This window comes from Sulfurimonas sp. SWIR-19, from assembly GCF_020410885.1.
Lineage (GTDB): Bacteria > Campylobacterota > Campylobacteria > Campylobacterales > Sulfurimonadaceae > Sulfurimonas > Sulfurimonas sediminis.
Genome location: NZ_CP084578.1, coordinates 1,274,007 through 1,294,335, shown reverse-complemented (window position 1 = coordinate 1,294,335; position 20,329 = coordinate 1,274,007). Strand labels below are relative to the sequence as shown.

General features: G+C 37.8%; 17 protein-coding genes and 1 tRNA gene. 8 read left to right on the top strand and 10 right to left on the bottom strand.

The genetic code is table 11. The features are described 5' to 3' along the window. Positions 1–42 precede the first annotated feature (42 nt). From LCX93_RS06755 to LCX93_RS06740, 4 genes are read left to right on the top strand one after another with little or no spacing between them, the layout of a single operon-like run. The gene (locus LCX93_RS06755; RefSeq protein WP_226065285.1) at positions 43–1,740 is read left to right on the top strand and encodes an acetolactate synthase large subunit; all 1,698 of its coding nucleotides are present in this window, start codon (positions 43–45) and stop codon (positions 1,738–1,740) included. Continuing rightward, a complete protein-coding gene (gene ilvN, locus LCX93_RS06750; protein WP_151900246.1) occupies positions 1,740–2,216 on the top strand; it encodes an acetolactate synthase small subunit in 477 nt (158 codons plus the stop codon). Before LCX93_RS06755 ends, ilvN begins: the two co-directional genes overlap by 1 nt. A gap of 4 nt (positions 2,217–2,220) precedes the next feature. Then, positions 2,221–3,171 carry a UDP-3-O-(3-hydroxymyristoyl)glucosamine N-acyltransferase gene (gene lpxD / locus LCX93_RS06745; protein ID WP_226065283.1) on the top strand — a complete coding sequence of 317 codons (951 nt, stop codon included), beginning with the start codon at positions 2,221–2,223 and terminating at the stop codon, positions 3,169–3,171. 20 nt (positions 3,172–3,191) lie between these two features. Next, positions 3,192–3,395: a hypothetical protein gene (locus LCX93_RS06740; RefSeq protein WP_226065280.1), complete on the top strand. Its 204-nt coding sequence runs from the start codon at positions 3,192–3,194 to the stop codon at positions 3,393–3,395. A gap of 7 nt (positions 3,396–3,402) precedes the next feature. On the opposite strand, the gene LCX93_RS06735 is transcribed toward LCX93_RS06740, so the two are convergent. From LCX93_RS06735 to LCX93_RS06690, 10 genes are all read right to left on the bottom strand, one after another. Next, entirely contained in the window at positions 3,403–4,575 is a 1,173-nt protein-coding gene (locus LCX93_RS06735; RefSeq protein ID WP_226065278.1) for a pyridoxal phosphate-dependent aminotransferase, read from the bottom strand. A 77-nt stretch (positions 4,576–4,652) separates the two neighbouring features. Next, the gene (gene cysE / locus LCX93_RS06730; RefSeq protein WP_151900250.1) at positions 4,653–5,354 is read right to left on the bottom strand and encodes a serine O-acetyltransferase; all 702 of its coding nucleotides are present in this window, start codon (positions 5,352–5,354) and stop codon (positions 4,653–4,655) included. 8 nt (positions 5,355–5,362) lie between these two features. Further along, the gene (gene speA, locus LCX93_RS06725) at positions 5,363–7,192 is read right to left on the bottom strand and encodes a biosynthetic arginine decarboxylase (protein WP_226065276.1); all 1,830 of its coding nucleotides are present in this window, start codon (positions 7,190–7,192) and stop codon (positions 5,363–5,365) included. Between the two features lie 3 nt (positions 7,193–7,195). Further along, the gene (locus LCX93_RS06720; protein WP_226065274.1) at positions 7,196–8,929 is read right to left on the bottom strand and encodes an FMN-binding glutamate synthase family protein; all 1,734 of its coding nucleotides are present in this window, start codon (positions 8,927–8,929) and stop codon (positions 7,196–7,198) included. Next, the gene (gene hisS, locus LCX93_RS06715; RefSeq protein ID WP_226065272.1) at positions 8,930–10,144 is read right to left on the bottom strand and encodes a histidine--tRNA ligase; all 1,215 of its coding nucleotides are present in this window, start codon (positions 10,142–10,144) and stop codon (positions 8,930–8,932) included. 14 nt (positions 10,145–10,158) lie between these two features. After that, positions 10,159–10,743, bottom strand: coding sequence for a dTMP kinase (gene tmk / locus LCX93_RS06710; RefSeq protein WP_226065270.1), 585 nt, complete (start codon positions 10,741–10,743; stop codon positions 10,159–10,161). Continuing rightward, positions 10,743–11,225 (bottom strand): pantetheine-phosphate adenylyltransferase, encoded by a 483-nt coding sequence (gene coaD, locus LCX93_RS06705; protein ID WP_226065268.1) that lies wholly within the window; start codon positions 11,223–11,225, stop codon positions 10,743–10,745. The genes tmk and coaD overlap by 1 nt, the downstream gene beginning before the upstream one ends. Continuing rightward, positions 11,212–11,754 carry a UbiX family flavin prenyltransferase gene (locus LCX93_RS06700; RefSeq protein WP_226065265.1) on the bottom strand — a complete coding sequence of 181 codons (543 nt, stop codon included), beginning with the start codon at positions 11,752–11,754 and terminating at the stop codon, positions 11,212–11,214. Before LCX93_RS06700 ends, coaD begins: the two co-directional genes overlap by 14 nt. Continuing rightward, positions 11,751–12,626 (bottom strand): flagellar basal body P-ring formation chaperone FlgA, encoded by an 876-nt coding sequence (flgA, locus tag LCX93_RS06695; RefSeq protein ID WP_226065263.1) that lies wholly within the window; start codon positions 12,624–12,626, stop codon positions 11,751–11,753. Before flgA ends, LCX93_RS06700 begins: the two co-directional genes overlap by 4 nt. Positions 12,627–12,664: 38 nt before the next feature. Beyond that, a tRNA-Leu gene (locus LCX93_RS06690) sits at positions 12,665–12,748 on the bottom strand. Positions 12,749–12,896: 148 nt separating this feature from the next. Here LCX93_RS06690 and LCX93_RS06685 point away from each other — a divergent pair. From LCX93_RS06685 to acnB, 4 genes are all read left to right on the top strand, one after another. Further along, entirely contained in the window at positions 12,897–14,975 is a 2,079-nt protein-coding gene (locus LCX93_RS06685) for a flagellin N-terminal helical domain-containing protein (protein ID WP_226065261.1), read from the top strand. Between the two features lie 51 nt (positions 14,976–15,026). Further along, a complete protein-coding gene (locus LCX93_RS06680; RefSeq protein ID WP_226065259.1) occupies positions 15,027–17,237 on the top strand; it encodes an FtsK/SpoIIIE family DNA translocase in 2,211 nt (736 codons plus the stop codon). After that, on the top strand, positions 17,237–17,629 hold the full coding sequence (locus LCX93_RS06675) for a putative quorum-sensing-regulated virulence factor (RefSeq protein ID WP_226065256.1): 393 nt from the start codon (positions 17,237–17,239) through the stop codon (positions 17,627–17,629). Before LCX93_RS06680 ends, LCX93_RS06675 begins: the two co-directional genes overlap by 1 nt. 125 nt (positions 17,630–17,754) lie before the next feature. Further along, the gene (gene acnB, locus LCX93_RS06670) at positions 17,755–20,304 is read left to right on the top strand and encodes a bifunctional aconitate hydratase 2/2-methylisocitrate dehydratase (RefSeq protein ID WP_226065254.1); all 2,550 of its coding nucleotides are present in this window, start codon (positions 17,755–17,757) and stop codon (positions 20,302–20,304) included. Positions 20,305–20,329 lie beyond the last annotated feature (25 nt).

Sequence of the window (20,329 nt, the reverse complement as noted above, 5' to 3'; positions counted from 1 at the left end):
AGCGAATTTTTAAAATTATATATTATACAGAGGAGACTTTTCATGCAAATTAGTGGCGCACAGATGGTCATTGAAGCTTTAATTGCAGAAGGCGTAGACACAGTCTTTGGCTACCCGGGTGGAGCAATTATGAATGTCTATGACGAAATCTACAAACAAGATAAATTTCAACATATATTGACTCGTCACGAGCAGGCAGCGGTTCATGCTGCAGAGGGATATTCCAAAGCCAGCGGAAAAGTCGGTGTATCTATGATAACAAGCGGTCCCGGATTTACAAATGCGGTAACAGGTCTGGCAGATGCCTATATGGATTCAATTCCTTTGGTTGTTATCTCCGGTCAGGTTCCAATGAGCCTTATAGGAACAGATGCCTTTCAGGAAATTGATGCAGTGGGAATCAGCCGTTCCTGTACAAAACACAATTATCTCGTGACAGATGCAAAAGATTTGCCACGTATTCTCAAAGAGGCTTTTTACATAGCCAGAACAGGTCGTCCCGGTCCGGTACATGTAGACATACCAAAAGATGTAACGGCACAGATCGCAGAATTTGATTATGATGTGGAGCTGGATTTAGAAACATACAAACCACATGTCAAAGGCAATCCCCGTCAAATCAAAAAAGCTATGGAGGCGATAGCAAATGCAAAACGTCCTTTGTTTTATCTCGGCGGCGGTATCATTAACTCAAATGCAGCCTATGAGGTAAGAGATTTGGTACATGCGACCGGTATTCCAGCGGTTGAGACATTTATGGCCAGAGGAACACTTTCGTATGATGATGATTTGCTTATAGGTATGCTTGGTATGCATGGTTCCTATGCGGCAAACATGGCGATGAGCGAAACAGACCTGGTCATTGCCCTCGGTGCCAGATTTGATGACCGTGTTACCGGAAAGTTAAGTGAATTTGCAAAAAATGCTGCGGTTATACATGTAGATATAGATCCTGCAAGTATTTCAAAGCTTGTCAATGCCAACTATCCTATAGTAGGTGATGTGAAAAATGTTGTCAATGAGATGCTTAAACTCACTTCCATGGTAAACAGTGACAACTATGAACAGTGGAGAGAAACGATAGAAAACTTTGCAGAGTTGCATCCGCTGACATTTCATGAAGATACAGAAAATATCAAGCCACAGTGGGTTGTAAAACGCGTAGGTGAACTTCTAGGTGATGATGCAAATATTTCAACAGATGTCGGACAGCATCAAATGTGGGCGGCACAGTTTTATCCGTTTACGAGACCCCGCCAGTTTATAAGTTCCGGAGGACTCGGAACTATGGGCTTTGGTTTTCCGGCAGCTATGGGTGTCAAAGCGGCTGTTCCTGAAAAAACAAGTATCAACTTTACCGGAGACGGCTCTATTTTGATGAACTGTCAGGAATTGATGACAGCCGTTGAGAAAAAACTGCCCGTTATTAACATCATTTTGAATAATAATTTTCTCGGAATGGTTCGTCAATGGCAGACACTTTTTTATGACAAACGTCACAGTGAGACAGACCTTTCTGTACAGCCTGATTTTGTGAAACTTGCGGAAGCTTTCGGTGGAATAGGGTACAGAGTCTCTACAAAAGAGGAATTTGATGCCGCTTTAAAAGAGGCTGTAGAGAGAAATATTGTTGCATTTATAGATGTAAAAGTAGAACGGTTTGAAAATGTTATGCCGATGGTTCCATCGGGTGGAAGTCTGTTTAATATGATGTTATTAGAGAAAAAGGAGAGTAAATAATGACTGACAATACAGAAAGAAGAGTAGTTTCCGTTATCGTTGTCAATGAAGCGAGTGTATTATCTCGAATTACCGATCTTTTTTCCGGACGCGGCTACAATATTACATCCTTGACTGTTGCCCCGATTCCTGAGAGTAAATATTCCCGTCTGACAATTGTCACATCAGGTTCAGTGCGTGTGATTGAGCAGATAACAAAACAGTTACACAAACTCATTCCTGTTTTACGGGTTTATGAACATGCTGACTTGGTTGAAAAAGAGATGGCACTGGTCAAATTTCCTATTACAGAAAACATAAGCGATATCAGTGCTATCTGTAATGCTTACAACGGAAAAATAGTCAATGTGGGCAATGATGTCATTATAACCATGGTTGCTGACGAGCCTAAAAGAGTCGATCACTATCTTCAGGCGATTAAAAAATATAATCCAAAAGAGATAGTCAGAAGCGGCGCTGTTGCTTTAGAGAGATAAAAAGATGAAGCTGAGTGAAATTGCTTCAATTTTAGAGTGTAGTATTGACGACAATGATATTGATATTGTAGGAATAAATACTCTTAAAGATGCAAAAGAGAATGAAGTCTCTTTTGTGTCCAACTCAAAATATGTAAAAGATCTCGAAAATACAAAAGCTGCAGCAGTTATCATTTCCGAAAATTTAGCTTCAAAACTCCCTGCAGGCTGTATTCCTTTAGTAACAAAAAACCCTTATTGGTCCATGGCCATACTTTCAAAATATTTTGCACCGCCTATAGAAGAAGAGACACTTCCTCTCCCTCAAATTGGGAAAAATTCAAAAATTTCTCCAAAGGCTGAAATAGCAAATGGTGCGGTAATCGGTGATAACTGTATAATTTTGGCACATGTTTACATAGGTGCAAAAAGTGTTATCGGAAACAATACAGTTTTATATCCAAGTGTGACGATATACAGAGACTGTCAAATTGGCAATGAGTGTATAATCCATGCAAATACAGTTATTGGTTCTGACGGATTCGGATTTGCAACCAATGAAAAAGGTGAGCATAAGAAGATTTATCAGAATGGAAATGTAGTTGTAGAAGATGATGTTGAGATAGGCAGCAATACAAGTATCGACAGAGCTGTTTTTGGATCGACTCTGATAAAAAAAGGGACACGCATTGACAATCTTGTTCAGATTGGACATAACTGCGAAATCGGTGAGTATTCTGTTATGGTTTCGCAGTCGGGTCTTGCAGGCTCTACAAAACTTGGCAGAAATGTTGTTATGGGAGGGCAGGCTGCCGCAGCCGGTCATTTGGAAGTTGCCCCTTTTTCAACATTTGCCGCACGAAGCGGAATCACAAACTCTATCAAAGAACCAGGCAAGACTTATGCAGGTTTTCCTTTGATGGGGCACAGACAATGGCTTAAACTTCAGGCAAAACTTGCTAGACTTATCAAGTAAAAACAAAACAAGGAGTTAGTATGTCAAAAACAATCCCGTTAAGTGGAACAAAAAACGGTGTTATATCTGTAACAAAACTTGAAGAACCATATGGTAAGGGGAGTGGTACTGTAGCGAGTATAGGCATTTCACTCTCAGGTGATGCTCAAAATCCGGAATGGAAAGTGCATATTCCACTGGATAATGTAGAAGAAGTCATAAAGGCTTTGTCCGAGCTAAAGTAGGTTTATCCTACTTTGCTTTGAGTTCCTGCACAAACTCATCGATTCTTTTAATCCCTTCTCGTATAGTTGCAATTCCTGTAGCAAAACTGAATCTGAAATACCCTTCGCTTCCAAAACCGACACCGGGAACAACAGCAACGCCTTTTGATGCTAAAAGTTCTTTTGCAAAGCCAAGTGAATCATTACTGACTTCTTGAATATTGACAAAAAGGTAAAAAGCACCATCCGGTTTTAAAACACTGAGTCCGTCGATTTTATTAAAAAGTTCTACTGCTTCATCACGACGCTTGATAAACTCTTTTCGCATCATTTCAATATCTTCATCTGCACTGCCGTCAAGTCCTGCAATAGCAGCATACTGTGTCATTGTATTGACATTGGATGTGCTTTGTGACTGCAGTTTTTTTGTTGCTTTAATGATTTTTGTATGGTGTGATGCCATATATCCAAAACGCCAGCCTGTCATGGCAACTGACTTGCTTAAACCATTGATGGTGATTGTTCTTTTGAACATATCTTCACTGACTGCTGCTGCTGAAGTGAAATCCCCGTCATATATCAGTTTTTCATACATTTCATCGCTGGCTACGAGAACATCTGTGCCTTCAAGCACTTTCGCCAAAGCAGTGAGTTCTTCTTTGGAATACACTGCACCGGTAGGATTTGAAGGTGTTGTAAGAATCAGCATTTTTGTGTTTGGTGTCAATGCTTTTTTGAGCTGTTCGGGAGTAATTTTAAAGGCAGTTGCATCACTTGTCTGAATCTCTACGACAGTCCCGTCAAAATATTTCACAAGTTCAGGGTAGGTTACCCAGTATGGCGCAGGAATAATAACTTCATCACCTTTTTCAATTGTTACAGAAAAAAGGTTAAACAAAGAATGTTTTGCACCATTGTTAATGATAATCTGATTAGGCTCATATGTTAAACCGTTATCTCTTTTGAGTTTGGCAGCGACTGCTTCTTTGATAGCCGGAATTCCATCTACTGCGGTATATTTAGTAAAGCCGTTGTTGATTGCATCTATAGCCGCGTCTTTGATAACTCTGGGTGTATCAAAATCCGGTTCTCCGGCTGAAAAACTGAGAATGTCTTTGCCCTCTGCTTTTAACTCTTGTGCAAGCGCTGTAATTGCTATTGTAATTGATTCAGATAGTTTATCTATGCGTTTTGCTAGCATTTGAACCCTTTTTTATAATATATTTGATAAATTATACTAAAAAAAAGATGTATATTTGTTGAGAAAAGAGCGAAAAATTAATTTTTCATTGATTTTATAAAAGATTCATATATATGTTCAAGTTCAAGGTCCTGATCTAGAAGATCTTTATTTTCTTTTACTAAAATATGTTCAAGTATAGCAACACGCTTGAGAAGGTATTCAAACATCTCCTTGTTTATATCAGGGAGCATATTGTGCATAAAAGGATCTTTACATCTCCCTTTTTCAATGATATGTGCAGGCAAGCCGACTGCTGTGGAACAATCAGGCACTTCTTTGACAACAACCGAATTTGCACCGATTTTTGCATATTCACCTATTGTGATGTTTCCCAGTATCTTTGCGCCGGCTCCGATTACCGCTCCCTTTTTGATAGTCGGGTGCCGTTTACCGTGAGTTAAAGAAACACCACCGAGTGTTACACCCTGGTATATGAGTACATCATCTTCAATGATGGCAGTCTCACCGATTACAACTCCGAAACCGTGGTCAATAAAGACACGCTTACCAATACTCGCAGCAGGGTGGATGTCAATATTTGTAAGTATTTGGGTTATTCCCATGATTGCCCTTGCTGTACGGGTAAAATTATTTGTATAAAGTTTGTGCGCTATTCTGTACCATGCAACTGCCCATACACCAGGGTAATTAAATAAAAAATCTATTTTTGAATTTAATGCAGGATCATTTCTGTACGCATTTGAAAAGTCTTCCTTGATATCGGCAAATATTCCCATGCTCATCCTTAATTTGTTGTTCTTAAATAGCCATTTTGATATAAAAATCTTTCTAGCTGTAGCAGTGTATCATTTTTTTCTTTTTCTGTAATAAAGCTGGCATTTGCGAGTTTGTTTTTAACTTGATTTAATATTTCATGTTTGTCATATCCTATTGATTCAAGTATCTCCAAAATACTTTTTGATTCTACTGCATTTGTTATGTTGTATCCGGAGTCATTGATTGAAATTGTATACTCACTGGGGTGTGTAAAAAGATTATGGTTCATTCCCAGTGTCTCCTGGTAGGCACCAATATTGAAAAAAGCCAGAAAATAATCTTCTTCATCAATATTGACATCATGAAGATATAAAGGTTTGTCCGGATCAAAGCCTATTTCTCCGTCACTGTCACAGGTTATATCCCAAAGAGAGGCTGCTCTGAGCGGGGTTGTATTTAAATGATGAATGGGCATCACAGGAAAATGCTGTCCCAGTCCCCAGTAATCAGGCAGACTCTGAAAAACAGAAGCATTAATGAGGTAGCGTTCCTGGAGTTTGATTTGGAGCTGTTCGAGCTCGTTTGTAGGATTGGCTGATTTGAGATAGAGTGCTTTTTTTATAATATTATGCACCAGAATTTCTGCGTTTGAACGGTCCTGAAGGTCAATATAGCCTAAATCAAAAAGCGTGAAAAGTGATTCCATATGATCAAGCGCATCATGAAGATATTCTATACAGTTGGCATTGTTCAGGAGTCTGTTCAATTCTATAAGTTCTTCGACCAAAGGCGGATTTGTATCTTTAAAATTTAAAAGTTGTTCCTGATAATCCTGAGTGAAAAGTTCTAAAACAGGTGTGATTAATACAGCATGTGAAGCAACTATAAAACGTCCTGATTCCGTAAATATATCCGGATGCGCAACATTTTTACTGTCCATGATTTCACCAAGCAAAAAAACAACAGAACTTGAAAATTCATCTATTGAGTAGTTGCGTGCATATGATTTTTCATGCTGGTCATATTCTACAGCCAAACCGCCGCCGATGTTGATACTTGAAAGTGCATCCGCACCCATTTTTTTCAGTTCCGCATAGATATTTCCGGCTTCGCGAAGCGCTTTTTTCAGGGGAGCAATGTCTGCTATCTGTGAGCCGATATGAAAATGAATCATTGTCAGTTTCTCAAGTAGATTCGCATCTTTGAGGAGTTTTATTGCCTCAATGATTTCTGTTGAAGTCAGTCCGAATTTTGCATCCATTCCACCGCTTTTAGCCCATATACCGCTGCCTGCACTGTGCAGCCTGACACGTATGCCGATATTTGGAACTTTTAAATTGGATTTAGAAGCTACATCGATGATGGTTTCAAGTTCATTGAGCCCTTCTATGGTGATGGTGATATTTTGACCACTGTGTGCTGCTATAAATCCCAGAGTCAGCATCTCTTCGTCTTTGAAGCCGTTGACAGTTATATTAGCCCCGTCAAGCACTTTACTCATTGCCAAAATAAGTTCAGCCTTGCTTCCGGCTTCGAGTCCGTAATTATACTTTGCACCCTGGGATGTAATTGCTGCAACAGCTGCCGGAAACTGGTTTACTTTGAGCGGAAAAACAGCTTTAAACTTGCCTTTATAATTGTTTTCTTCAATAGCTTTTTCAAAATAGTTGTAGAGTGTCTTAATCTGTCTTTTAACCAAATGAGGAAAGCGTAAAAGGAGAGGTCCCTTAACATCTTTTGAACGTATATTGTTGACTATATCAAGCAAAGAAGGCATAGATTTGTAATTAAGTTTGATTTCACCGTCTTCTATAATAAAGTTTTTGTTTGCCCAGATATCAAGGCCGAAATTATTCATCATTTATCCTCGTATTTTAAATTTTTGCTGAAAATATTTGTCAATATCAAAATATATTTCACCACTTCTGTTTTTATAGGTAAGTAAGCTTTTGTTTAGCTCTTTAATGCTTTTAATGCCCATTACTGCCATGACAGTCTTCATGCTTTTAAGAAGATTTTTATGATAGTGTCCTATCTCCTTGCCTTTTTTTATTACAAGGTAGGAGGCTCTCTTTTTTGGATCCTGCGTTGCCATTCCGACCGGACAGACATGTGTTCCAAAACCAGAACACATTTTTGCCCGGATACACCCGCCACTCATCATAAATGCGCGTGCAATGCCTATGGCATCAGCACCCATACACAAGGTGATGACAGCATCATCGGGTGTTAGAATTTTCCCACTGGCAATTATTTTGACATCTTCTCTTATGTTGTATTTTTTTAATAGCATGTCCAGAATATAGAGTGAGTTGTTTGTTGTGAGACCTACTGATTCCATCAGCTCAAGCGGAGCAGTAGCACTGCCACCCTCACCGCTGTCGACTGTGATGAAATCTGGTATAAATTCACCATAATTTTTTCTTTTGGCAAGTTTCTGTACCAGTGTTTCTACAGAAGCTATGTCTGAAATGACTATTTTGAATCCAACCGGTTTTTCTGAGAGTCTTTGCAGTTTTTCAATAAAATTTAAAAGATCCTCTGTCGTATCTGCATAAGGGAACCTGTTGGGAGAAATGATGTCTTTTCCCTCTTCGACACCACGGTAGTAGGCTATGTCCGCTGTTACTTTTGAACCTGCAAGTTTTCCGCCTGTCTGTTTTGCTCCCTGGGCTATTTTAATTTCAGTCATTTTGCAAAACTTCATTATTTTTTTATATTTTTCTTTATCAAAATTACCGTTTTTGTCTCTGACACCATACAAACCCGAACTGATTTGAAAAATCATATCCGGCAGTTCTTTGGGAACTTCCTGCGGAAAATATTCTATGGCTGCTTCCCAGTTCACACGAAAAAGAAGGTGGCTGGAGGTATCATAAATATAGGTATTTTGGGTTTTTTCATTAAGTAAAATATCTCTGTACCATTTCAGCGCTACTTTTTTATTAAAGAAAAAATCTCCGATTTTAAAAGCAAGTTCTGCAAAAGGGGTACTTTTGACAACTTCAAGATACTTTGAATTGTTCGGATCTACTTTGAGGGTAAAAAGATGGTTGGAAGTAAGGGAGCCTTCTCCTGTATTGATTGTAAGGCTGGAATCTCTTCCCGCTAAACTAAAGGCTCTTACTGCTTCGGGAGACAGGGCTCCGTCACTCATAGCAGAACGGATAATCGGTGTTTGCGATATAAAAGGGTGTTTTCTGTTCTTTCCAAAAACCACCTGCATGTTTTGATCAACTTCATCATCGTTTAAAACACTTGTAGCATGTTTTAAGATAAATCTTGATCCTGAAAAGGGCTGGCTTACGGAAAATGACTGATAGTTTGGTTTGTTCTTGGCTGCTGTATACACCCAGTCAACCTTGTCTTTGGAGTCATAAAAAGATTCTTCTGCAAAATATTGACGCAGTGGTTCACGGAGGGCCTCAAAAAAATAACGAAATCTTCCTATAATCGGGTAGTTTATAAGAAGAGCATGCTGTCTTTGCACATATCTGTCGTATATGTAAAGAGCAATGATTGCTATTATAATGAGTGCGGCAAAATATTCTACAAATTCATCTAAAAAGTGCCATAAACCATGAACCCATTCCATCTAGAAATCTTTGAGAAAAATTGTCTTTTCAGTTTTCTTTTCTAAATCTTTAACCCAAATTGTTCCCTCACTCATTTCGTTTGTACCGATAACGCAGCAGTATTTTGCATTCATTTTATCGGCACCTTTGAGATGGTTTTTGAGGTTTTTTGCTTTGTACTCACAAATGGCTTTGTCTGTCGCTCTTTTTTTATGAGTCAGTGCAATTATTGTATCTATGGCTTCTTCATCCATAGCACCGAGATAATATCCTTCTCTTGATTCCTGTGGCATTTGTATGAGTTCCAACAGTCTTTCAATACCCATCGCAAAACCTACAGCAGGAGTAGGGCGACCATCTAAAAACTCTACAAGTCTGTCATATCTTCCACCACCGGCAATAGCACTCTGACTGCCTATATTGTCACTGACAAATTCAAAAGCGGTTTTGGAGTAGTAGTCAAGTCCTCGTACAAGATTCGTATCTACTTCATAGCTGATGTCATTTGTATCAAGTATTTTTTTCAGTTTTTCAAAGTCATTGTCACAGCTTTCGCACAGTGAATGTAAAAGTTTTGGAGCATTTTCGTATAAAGATTGACACTTTTCATTTTTACAGTCAAGAACACGGATGGGATTTGTACTTTTTCTTCGTTTACAGTCTTCACAAATTTCATCCTCAATACTTTCTATATAAGAGACAAGAGTGTCACGGTACTGAGGCATGCAGTTGTTGTCACCGAGTGAATTGATCTGTAGTCTATAGCCGATACCAAGTTTTTTGAGTATATCACTGACCATCATGATCATATTTGCATCTTCATACACACTCTCAATACCGAAACTTTCAACGCCAAACTGATGGAACTCTCTTAAGCGTCCTTTTTGTGGTCTTTCATAACGAAACATAGGACCATGATAAAAAAACCTGTGGATTCCGCCTGCTTTGTCTAATTTTTTTTGAATAAGAGCCCGTACAACACCGGCTGTTCCCTCAGGGCGCAGACATACATCATTGTTTCCTTTGTCAGTAAACTGGTACATCTCTTTACCGACAATGTCACTGCTCTCTCCGACACTGCGTTTAAAAAGTGCTGTCTCTTCCAAAAGTGGTGTTTCTATATAGTGAAAACCATATTTTCTGGCAATGTTTTGTGCCACATCCAAAAAATAAGTAAATCGTTTTGATTCGTTTTCATCAAGTATGTCATTCATACCTCTTAGTGATTTAATCATAATTCTTTATCCTTTTAACATTGTTTCATTTTAATATTATTTAATATTTCTTTTGTGATTTCATCTCTGTTTTTTGTGGCATCAATTTCAATCAACGGCACACCCAGAAGAAGACTTGCTTCTTTGATACTCTCTTGAATCTCTAACAGGTATTCACTGCCTCTGAGTTCAATGCCGTCAAGTTCTTTTTGCGAAAGTCTGTGTTCGAGTTCCTGTTTTGTCAGACGCAGCAAATAGATTGTCTGGGGATATATTTTTTTTGTTGCGAAATCATTCAGACTGATCAAATCTTTTTTACTGATATTTCCCTGGGTGAGTGCATAGGCGACACCACTTACAGCACTTCTGTCTGAAATGATCATTTTGTGCAGATTTGGTTCTATTACCTCTTTTATATGTTCTGCTCTGTCTGCAAGAAAAAGAAGAAACTCTGCTCTTTTGCTTTTTGTTTTTGCACTCAAAACAAGTCTGCGAATTTCTTGCCCTATAGCGGTTCCACCGGGTTCTTTTGTAATGACTGCATCAGGAAAATACTTTTTCAGTGCTTCTATCTGTGTACTTTTCCCGGCTGTATCAATTCCCTCTATTGCAATATACATCAGCGCAGACTCCCTATAACCTGCTGTACTTCTTTTGGTAAGAGATGGTCTGTTTTTCCGTTAAACTTCAAAAGATTCCTGACAATAGAAGAACTGATAAAAGCATGCTTGAGTTTTGGCATCAAATAAACTGTCTCTATGTTTTCATCAAGAGAGTTGTTGAGATAGCCGAGTTGCAACTCATATTCAAAGTCACTTACAGCACGAAGCCCTCGTATAAGCACCCTTGCATCGTGCTCGTGTGCCAGATCTATAGTAAGGTTGTTAAAACCTGTAACACGGACATCTTTGATGTCTTTGACAGCAATTTCGACCATTTTTATTCTTTGTTCAAGAGTAAACATGGGATTTTTGTCTTTTGATTCGGCTACAGCGACAATTACTTCATCAAATAAATTTTTTGCACGTTCGATAATATCAAAATGTCCATTTGTTATCGGATCAAATGTTCCCGGATATAAAGCGATTTTACGACTCTTCAATTTGCCACCTTTTATATAAACTGTTTTCGATTTTCAGCAAATCAAACCATTTGCCAATGAGAAAATTTTCCATTTCATCAAGTGTCTGCTGCTTTGAATAATATGCCATAACAGGCGGCGCAATAATGATGCCCAGGCTTGCAAGTTTATGCATATTTTCTAAATTAATGGCAGAAAAAGGCATCTCTCTCGGTGCTAAAATAAGCTTTTTCTGCTCTTTGATTACAACTGCAGCGCACCGTGTAATCAAGTTGTCCGAAATTCCACAGGCTATTTTTGCCAGTGTATTCATAGAACACGGTGCAATAATCATAGCATCAACCCCAAAAGAGCCGGATGCAACAGAGGCTGCAATGTTTTTATTGTTATGGGCAGTCACATTACTCATTTCATGTACAAGTACTTTTTCTGAGTTTTCTGTCATGATAAAATGTTTTTCAACAGATTCAGGAAGAAGTTGAATGATTTTCAGACCAAGATTCACACCACTGGCCCCACTGCTTGCAACTACTATTTTTCTTTTTTTCATTGTACCTCTGCTTTGTTCTTTCCGGTTATAACAACTCTTATTTTTTTCCCATTTCTCTTTATGACACTGACAGTGTCTCCAAGTCTTCCGTTTTGAAGTGCTTTTGCAGAAAAATAGATATGTATTGCATTGTTATTATAGTTAACACTGACACTCGAGCCGCGTTTGACTAAAAACAAACCAACAACATCTCTTTTTGTTATAATATCATCTGCTTTGATGTTGTGCTTACTCTGGTAGTGCTTTACATGTAAACCCTGTAAGGGCATTGCTTTGAATTTATCTAGTATTATACTCTTTTTTTGTGTATTTACATTGGTGAGTTCATTATCTTTTTTGATGTTTTTTCTGGCAAACAAAATGGAAACAGTGGCTAAAATTTTATATTTAAAAAATATTTTTTTATTATCATCGGTCTTTATATATAAAATGCCCTTGTTGGACAAGTGTGCTTTGGTGCTAAAATGAACAGTGTAGTGTTTTGGAAGTTCTTCCATATAATGTGTGGGAAAGAGCGTTGTTTCAGATATTTTTATATTTTTATATTTTTCTGTATAGTGTTTTTTTATACTGTTTTTTATAAATGTTGTATCGATAGGGCTTCTTTTTGTGAACTGTATGTAACTGTGTTTTGAAGTAAAATTGTCAAAACCGTTTTTGTGAAGTATTTTTAAAAGTTCTTTTTTTTGTATGCGTTTTGAATATCTGTTTTTATCTATATTAAAAAGTTTTTTATCATTTTCTTTGTTTACAGATACAATATCTGAAAGCATAATAAAGTCATTTTTTATAAAATAATTGCTTTGAAGAGTGTTGGCAGCGAAAATAGTTGAAAAAGAGATGAGTAGAAGAATTATTTTTAGAAATAACATAAGTATCTCTCATTTTGAGAACTAACAACTGTAAAAAGTGGTACCAGAGAGGGGATTTGAACCCCTAAGCCGTGAGGCGGCGGATTTTGAATCCGCTATGTATACCGTTCCATCACTCTGGCAAATCAGCTGTTGAAGTTGGAATGATAGTAGGAATTTACTTAAAAGTAAATAATATTTGGCCGATAATACTATCAAATGGAACTTTTATTGCTATACTTTGCCAATAATGACAGAAACTAAACAATATTTTGAAAACGGAGAGATATTATGCGTGTAACATCAAGTATGTATTACAACAGTCTGTATGCTACAAATAACTTAAAAATAAACAATGAACTTTTTGATGTAAATAAGCAGATTGCCTCAGGATTGAAAATTCAATATGCCAAAGATGATGTAAGAACATTTACGGAAACTATGCGGCTTGACAATGAGCTCGTTACAATAGGGCAGGTGAAAAAGAGTACAGAAAGCGGGTATAAAATTTCAAATCAGACAGATGTTGTTCTCAATGAGTTTGAGACTTCACTTGACAGAATGAAAACTCTGCTTATAAATGCCGCAAACGGTACGCACAGCCCGGACTCTCTTGATGCCATAGCCGGAGAGCTTCGGGGTTTGGAAAAACATTTTAAAAATCTGGCAAATACTTCGATTAACGGGCAGTTTCTTTTTTCTGGCTCTGCTGTCAATACAAAACCCATAGATGCAAACGGGATATATCAGGGGAATGATGCAGGAATGAACTCTGTACTTGGTTCAAATTCAACACAAAAGTACAATCTCACCGGAGCAGAACTTTTTTTAGGCGAAGAACAAAATACAAAAAGAGAAATTACTACAAATGTAATTAATAATGATCTGATTAACGGTGGAATAATCACACAAGAGAGCAGTATACGCGATTTAATGGGAGATATTGATGATAATACCGATACTATTAATAATAACTACTTCTATATACGAGGGACAAAAAGTGATGGAACTGCCTTTAAAGAGAAAGTAAAACTTGATGATACAAGAAAAGTAGGCGAACTTTTAGATGAGATTGGAAAACTCTATGGAAATACGGGAAATGTCAATGTCGTAAATGTTTCACTCAATAGCAACGGACAAATAATTATTGAAGATAAAATAAAAGGTTCTAGTAAATTAGATTTTCATATGGTCGGAGCAGTTGATTTTGACGATAATACTGCTACTAGCAGAGCAAATGTTACTGATGTTGATATTTTAAACAGTGGTGAAAGTGATTATGTAAAAGTAAAAGATGACACAGACGGAAGTACAAATCATCTGTTTGTGAAAGAGTTTATCAAGTCTGGTTTTACACCTGCGTCAGGTGTAACAAACAATATAGAAGGAATTCTGTATGATAGAACAAGTTTTACAGCAGAAGGTTCAAAACTTTCATCAAATGTACCTCAAGTAATTAAAACGGATAATAGCTTTGCACAACCTTCAACAGCATTATCAGAAGTTTTTGATTTGTCTCAAAATAATACCGGTACACTTGATGGTACGACTTTTAATCTGGTTGGAAATGATATTAGCGGAGTTCAATATACTGCAACTATAGATTTAAAATCATCAGCAAATGGAGGATCACAGTTTTCTGTAGATACCAATGGTGATGGAATTGTTGACACATCTTATGATATTTTTGATATGCAAACTCCAAGAGCAGCAGTTGATGCCGATAAAATGACCTATCAACAATTGATGGATGTTGTCAATATGGTAGTAACAAAAAAGTTACCGACATCAAATACGGCAAATGCTTATGACGCGGCAATTAAAGATTCAAATAATGTAGGAAATACTAATCTAAGCTATGATGGAAAAATAACTTTTCATGATTTAACATCAGGAGCTACTCAAGCATCTATTGCCTTATATGATAAAAATACAAATGATTTTACTCAGCCGTCTTCCGTAGGAACTTTTCAATCAAATAATACACTCACAGTTGTTGACCCAAAAACAGATTTTTTTAAAAACCTTGATGAGGCCATTACTGCTGTAGAAGATCATAAACTTTATCCGGACAGTTCTAGCGGAAATATGCGAAATCAAGGGATAGAAAATGCGCTTGCAGCAATAGATAAACTGCAGTCACATGTATCCAGAAGCCATTCGGTTGTCGGTGCACAGTCAAATACTCTAAATACTTCACTTGAGCGAACAAGTCTGCTGGAAGTCAGTACAATGACCCTGCGCTCTGAAGTAATAGACACAGACATTGCAGAGGCTTCTTTGCGTTTGTCTCAGCTCAATTTAAACTATCAGGCGATGCTCTCAACTGTGGGAAAAATTTCGCAATTAAGTCTGGTAAATTATTTATAGGATATACTTTTATATATTATTTATCCCTTCTTACTATAAAGGTTTTCTAGCTTGAAAGATACTCTGTTTATTGTTGTTTTTGGTGTATTAATTTATCTCGGTTTTTCAACTCTTTTTGGTCCAACTGGGCTGATGGGCAGTTATGGTGCTGCTTTTTCTTCTTACAACCAGCTTTATTTTGGTTATATATCATTTATATATCTCTTTATATTGCTGTTTCCTTTGTATTTCCTGTATAAAGATACATCTTTTGGTTTTAGAAAATTAGAACTGAGTGTTGCTTCTTTTTTGCTTTTATGTTCTTCTCTTATCGCACAGGCCCTGCTTGTTACAAATGAATACAGAGGAAAATTCGGTGCAGATTTTGTAGACTTTTTATCTCCCTATATCGGTGTTTTCGGATTATGGGTCTTTTGGTTTATAATTACAGCGGTTGCCATGGTGATTCTTTTTGATAAAAGCAGTTCGGAGATCTTACATGTAGTCATATCTTCACTCAAATCCAACAAACCGAAGAATGCAGCAATTTTTGTTGAAAAGGAACATAGCGAGACCTTGCAACAAGATGAAATCATGCAAAAAGAAGAGAACAAAGAGACAGAGCATGCCGAACAAGCCCAAGAAGAAGAGATAGACAAACCGGCATATCTGAGAAAAGAAAAAAAAGTGAAGACAAAAAAAGGGGATGAAAAAGAAGAAAAGCATACAGCGGCAGAAGAAACAAGTGAAACAAAAAAAACGATATTGGATATTGCCGCGAATGTAAAAGAGCATAAAAATACTGTGATCGTTGATGAACTTGAAGAAAATACAAAACTCCTGGCCAATATTGAAAAAGGAAAGGTAGAAAAACCCAAAAACTTTAAACTGCCTTCTGTAGATTTTTTGCAAAAGCCAAATAAAACAATACATAATGTGGATGAAAAAGAGCTTGATGACAAGATACGCTATCTTATTGAAAAGTTGGCACATTTTAAAATTGACGGGGATGTTGTGCGTACCTATGCGGGTCCTGTCGTTTCTACCTTTGAGTTTAAACCAGCAGCCAATGTAAAGGTGAGTAAAATACTTAACCTCCAAGACGATTTGGCGATGGCGCTTTCAGCGGAGACTATCCGTATTCAGGCACCTATTCCTGGAAAAGATGTTGTCGGGATAGAGATTCCCAATGAAACAGTAGATACCATTTATCTGCGTGAGCTTTTAGATGACAAACTCTTTAAAGACTCGGCTTCACCGCTTACTATAGCACTTGGAAAAGACATTGTCGGCAAGCCTTTTATTACTGATTTGAAAAAACTGCCGCATTTGCTTATAGCAGGTACAACCGGAAGCGGGAAAAGTGTCGGTATTAACGCTATGATACTTTCGCTTTTGTATAAAAACTCTCCTGATCAGTTGCGTCTTTTGATGATTGATCCGAAAATGCTGGAGTTTTCCATATACAATGATATCCCGCATCTGCTTACTCCTGTCATTACAAAACCAAAACAGGCTATTGTCTCACTTAACAATATGGTAGGTGAAATGGAACGGCGTTACGAACTAATGGCTGAGAGTCGAACAAAAAACATTGAAAATTATAATGAAAAAGTAAAAAAAGAGGGTGGTGAACATTTCCCTTATATCGTTGTAATTATTGATGAATTGGCTGACTTGATGATGACAAGTGGCAAAGATGTTGAACTCTCTATCGCAAGGCTTGCACAAAAATCACGTGCCTGTGGAATTCATCTTATCATCGCGACACAAAGACCGTCTGTTGATGTTGTTACGGGGCTTATTAAAGCAAACTTGCCTTCTCGTATATCCTACAGAGTAGGACAAAAGGTTGATTCTAAAATCATTTTAGACCAAATGGGTGCAGAATCACTTCTGGGGCGTGGAGATATGCTCTTTACGCCTCCGGGTTCACCGGCTTTAGTACGCCTGCATGCTCCCTGGGCTACAGAAGAAGAGATAGAGAAGATTGTAGATTTTATAAAAGCGCAGCGAGAGCCAAATTATGACAAAAGCTTTTTGATAGAAGAGACAAATGCAGAAGGCGGTTCTGCTTCAGGCTCTAATGAAAGTTACGAAGAGCTTGATCCTTTGTACGAAGAGGCGAAAAATGTAGTTTTAACTGACAAAAAAACATCTATTTCTTATCTGCAAAGAAAACTCCAGATTGGATATAACCGTTCTGCAAGAGTAATAGAACAGCTTGAAAATGAAGGAGTGCTCTCTTCTCCAAATGCCAAGGGTGTCAGAGAGATATTGTAGTGCCAAAACCACATTTCATATTTATAAAACAAAAAGATTCTTTTCGTGTACATGTAAAGAACCTGGAAAAATTACGTGTTGAACAGATACAGGAAATAGAAGCATTTGTTACGCAAAGAAATGGGTACTTTGATTTTGCTAGCTATACATTCAGTATTGGAAAAAAGCTTGAATATCAGGAATTTGTAAAGCTTCTTACTGTGTTACATGTAGAAGCTTTGGTTGAAGAAGCTGTTTATGCTACGCAAAGCAGTGCCAGAATTTCTTTTGGGCAATACAAAGGAATGCTTTACAGTGAACTGCCTGACTCTTATCTGTTATGGCTCAAAAATAACTATATGGGCAGTGACAGAGAAATCATCTGCACTGAAATTGCAAAACGCGGACTTTAGTGTTACTTTTCGATACATTAAGGCAATTTCACAAAATATATGTGTATAGATTCGTAACACTGTCGATATGATTACTTTTCTTTTAGCTATAATGTCCCCAAATTAAATTTACAATAGGAAGTATTATGGGATTTAGAGAAGACTATAAAGCACATGTAGAAGAAAGAGCGGCACTTGGTGTCCCTCCATTACCTCTTACTGCTGAACAGACAGTAGAAGTTATCGAGTTTATTAAAACAGGTGAATATGTTGAAGAGATGCTGGATCTTTTAGAAAATCGTGTATCTCCGGGTGTAGATGATGCAGCTTATGTCAAAGCAGCATTTTTAAACGAATTGGCAAGTGAAGACCATCATGTAGCAGCTATTCCACCTGAAAAAGCTGTCCAAATGCTTGGTATGATGCTTGGTGGTTATAATGTAAAACCATTAATCGATGCTTTGACATCAAAAAATGTAAAAGTTGTTGCAGCAGCTATTGAAGCGCTTTCCAGTACATTATTGGTATATGATGCATTTAATGATGTTGAAGAGTTACATAAAAAAGGTGTGACTGCAGCAACTCACGTTTTAAATGCATGGGCAGATGCTGACTGGTTTACAAAAAAACCTGAACTTCCTGAAAAATTAACTGTTACCGTGTTTAAAGTTTCTGGTGAAACAAACACTGATGATTTATCTCCTGCTTCTGAAGCATTTACACGTTCAGACATTCCTCTACATGCGAACTCTATGCTTGGGGCAAAAATGGAAGACCCTATAGGAACTATTAACAGACTTAAAGAACTTGGGCATCCTGTTGCTTATGTTGGAGATGTTGTTGGTACAGGTTCAAGCCGTAAGTCAGGTATTAACTCCGTACAGTGGCACATGGGAGAGGATATTCCAGGTGTTCCAAACAAACGTACCGGCGGTGTCATTCTTGGTGGAACAATCGCACCAATTTTCTTTGCAACAGCAGAAGACTCAGGAGCACTTCCAATCGAACTTGATGTTTCTCAAATGGAGACAGGTGATGTTATTGACATCTATCCGTATAAAGGTGAAGCGCATAAAGATGGTAAATGCATCGCTACATTTACATTAAAACCAAACACTATTACTGATGAAGTACGTGCAGGCGGGCGTATTCCACTTATTATCGGTCGTGGACTTACAAACAAAGCACGCAGTGTTTTAGGAAAAGCTCCAGCTGATATTTTCTTGACGCCTGATCAGCCTGAAGATACTGGTAAAGGGTATACTTTAGCACAAAAAATGGTTGGTAAAGCATGTGGAATGGATGGTGTTCGTCCGGGTATGTATTGTGAGCCTGAAATGAGTACAGTCGGGTCTCAAGATACAACAGGTCCTATGACAAGAGATGAAATCAAAGAACTTGCCGCACTTGGATTTAATGCTGATTTGGTATTACAGACTTTCTGTCATACATCTGCGTATCCAAAACCGTCAGATATTAAGATGTTCCATACATTACCTGACTTTATTGCAAACCGTTCGGGTGTTGCGCTTCGTCCTGGTGATGGTATTATCCACTCATGGTTAAACAGAATGGTTCTTCCGGATACTGTAGGTACCGGTGCAGATTCACATACCCGTTTTCCTATCGGTATCTCTTTCCCTGGTGGTTCTGGAATCGTTGCATTTGCAGCAGTTACAGGTTCTATGCCTTTGACTATGCCAGAATCAGTTCTTGTAAAATTTAAAGGAAAAATGCAACCGGGAATCACATTACGTGACTTGGTTAATGCTATTCCTCATCAAGCTATAAAAGAAGGTCTTTTAACAGTTGAGAAAAAAGGAAAGAAAAATATTTTTGCCGGACGTATTTTGGAAATTCAGGGCTTACCTGATCTAAAAGCTGAGCAGGCATTTGAACTTTCTGATGCATCGGCAGAGCGTTCTGCAGCGGCATGTACTGTACAGCTGGACAAAGAACCTGTTATAGAATATTTGAAATCAAATATTACACTTTTAAATTCTATGATTGATGCAGGATACGAAGATCATCGTACATTGGCACGTCGTATTGTGAAAATGGAAGAGTGGTTGGAAAAACCTGAACTGATGAAAGCAGATGAAGATGCAGAGTATGCTGCAGTGCTTGAGATTGATTTAGATCAAATCACAGAGCCAATTTTGGCATGTCCGAATGATCCGGATGATGTTGCTACACTTTCAGAAATTTTAGCTGATCCTAAGCGTCCGCATAAAATTGATGAAGTATTTGTTGGTTCATGTATGACAAATATCGGTCACTATCGTGCACTCGGTGAAGTGTTAAAAGGCGAAGGTGCTGTTCCTACCCGTTTATGGGTTTGTCCTCCGACAAAAATGGATGAAAAACAACTTCTTGAAGATGGTTACTATGCAATCTTTGGTGCTGCAGGTGCAAGAACGGAAGTTCCGGGATGTTCATTATGTATGGGGAATCAGGCGCGTGTATCAGACGGTGCAGTAGTATTTTCAACATCAACACGTAACTTTGACAACCGTTTAGGAAAAGAAGCACAGGTTTATCTTGGTTCTGCTGAGCTTGCAGCTGTATGTTCACTTCTTGGAAAAATTCCGACAAAAGAAGAGTACCTGGAGTTAACGAAAAAAATACAAGGCAAAGAAGACGATATCTATAAATATCTAAACTTCAACCTCATAAAAGATTATAAGCTTAACTAGCTGTATGCAGAAACGGGGATTTTCT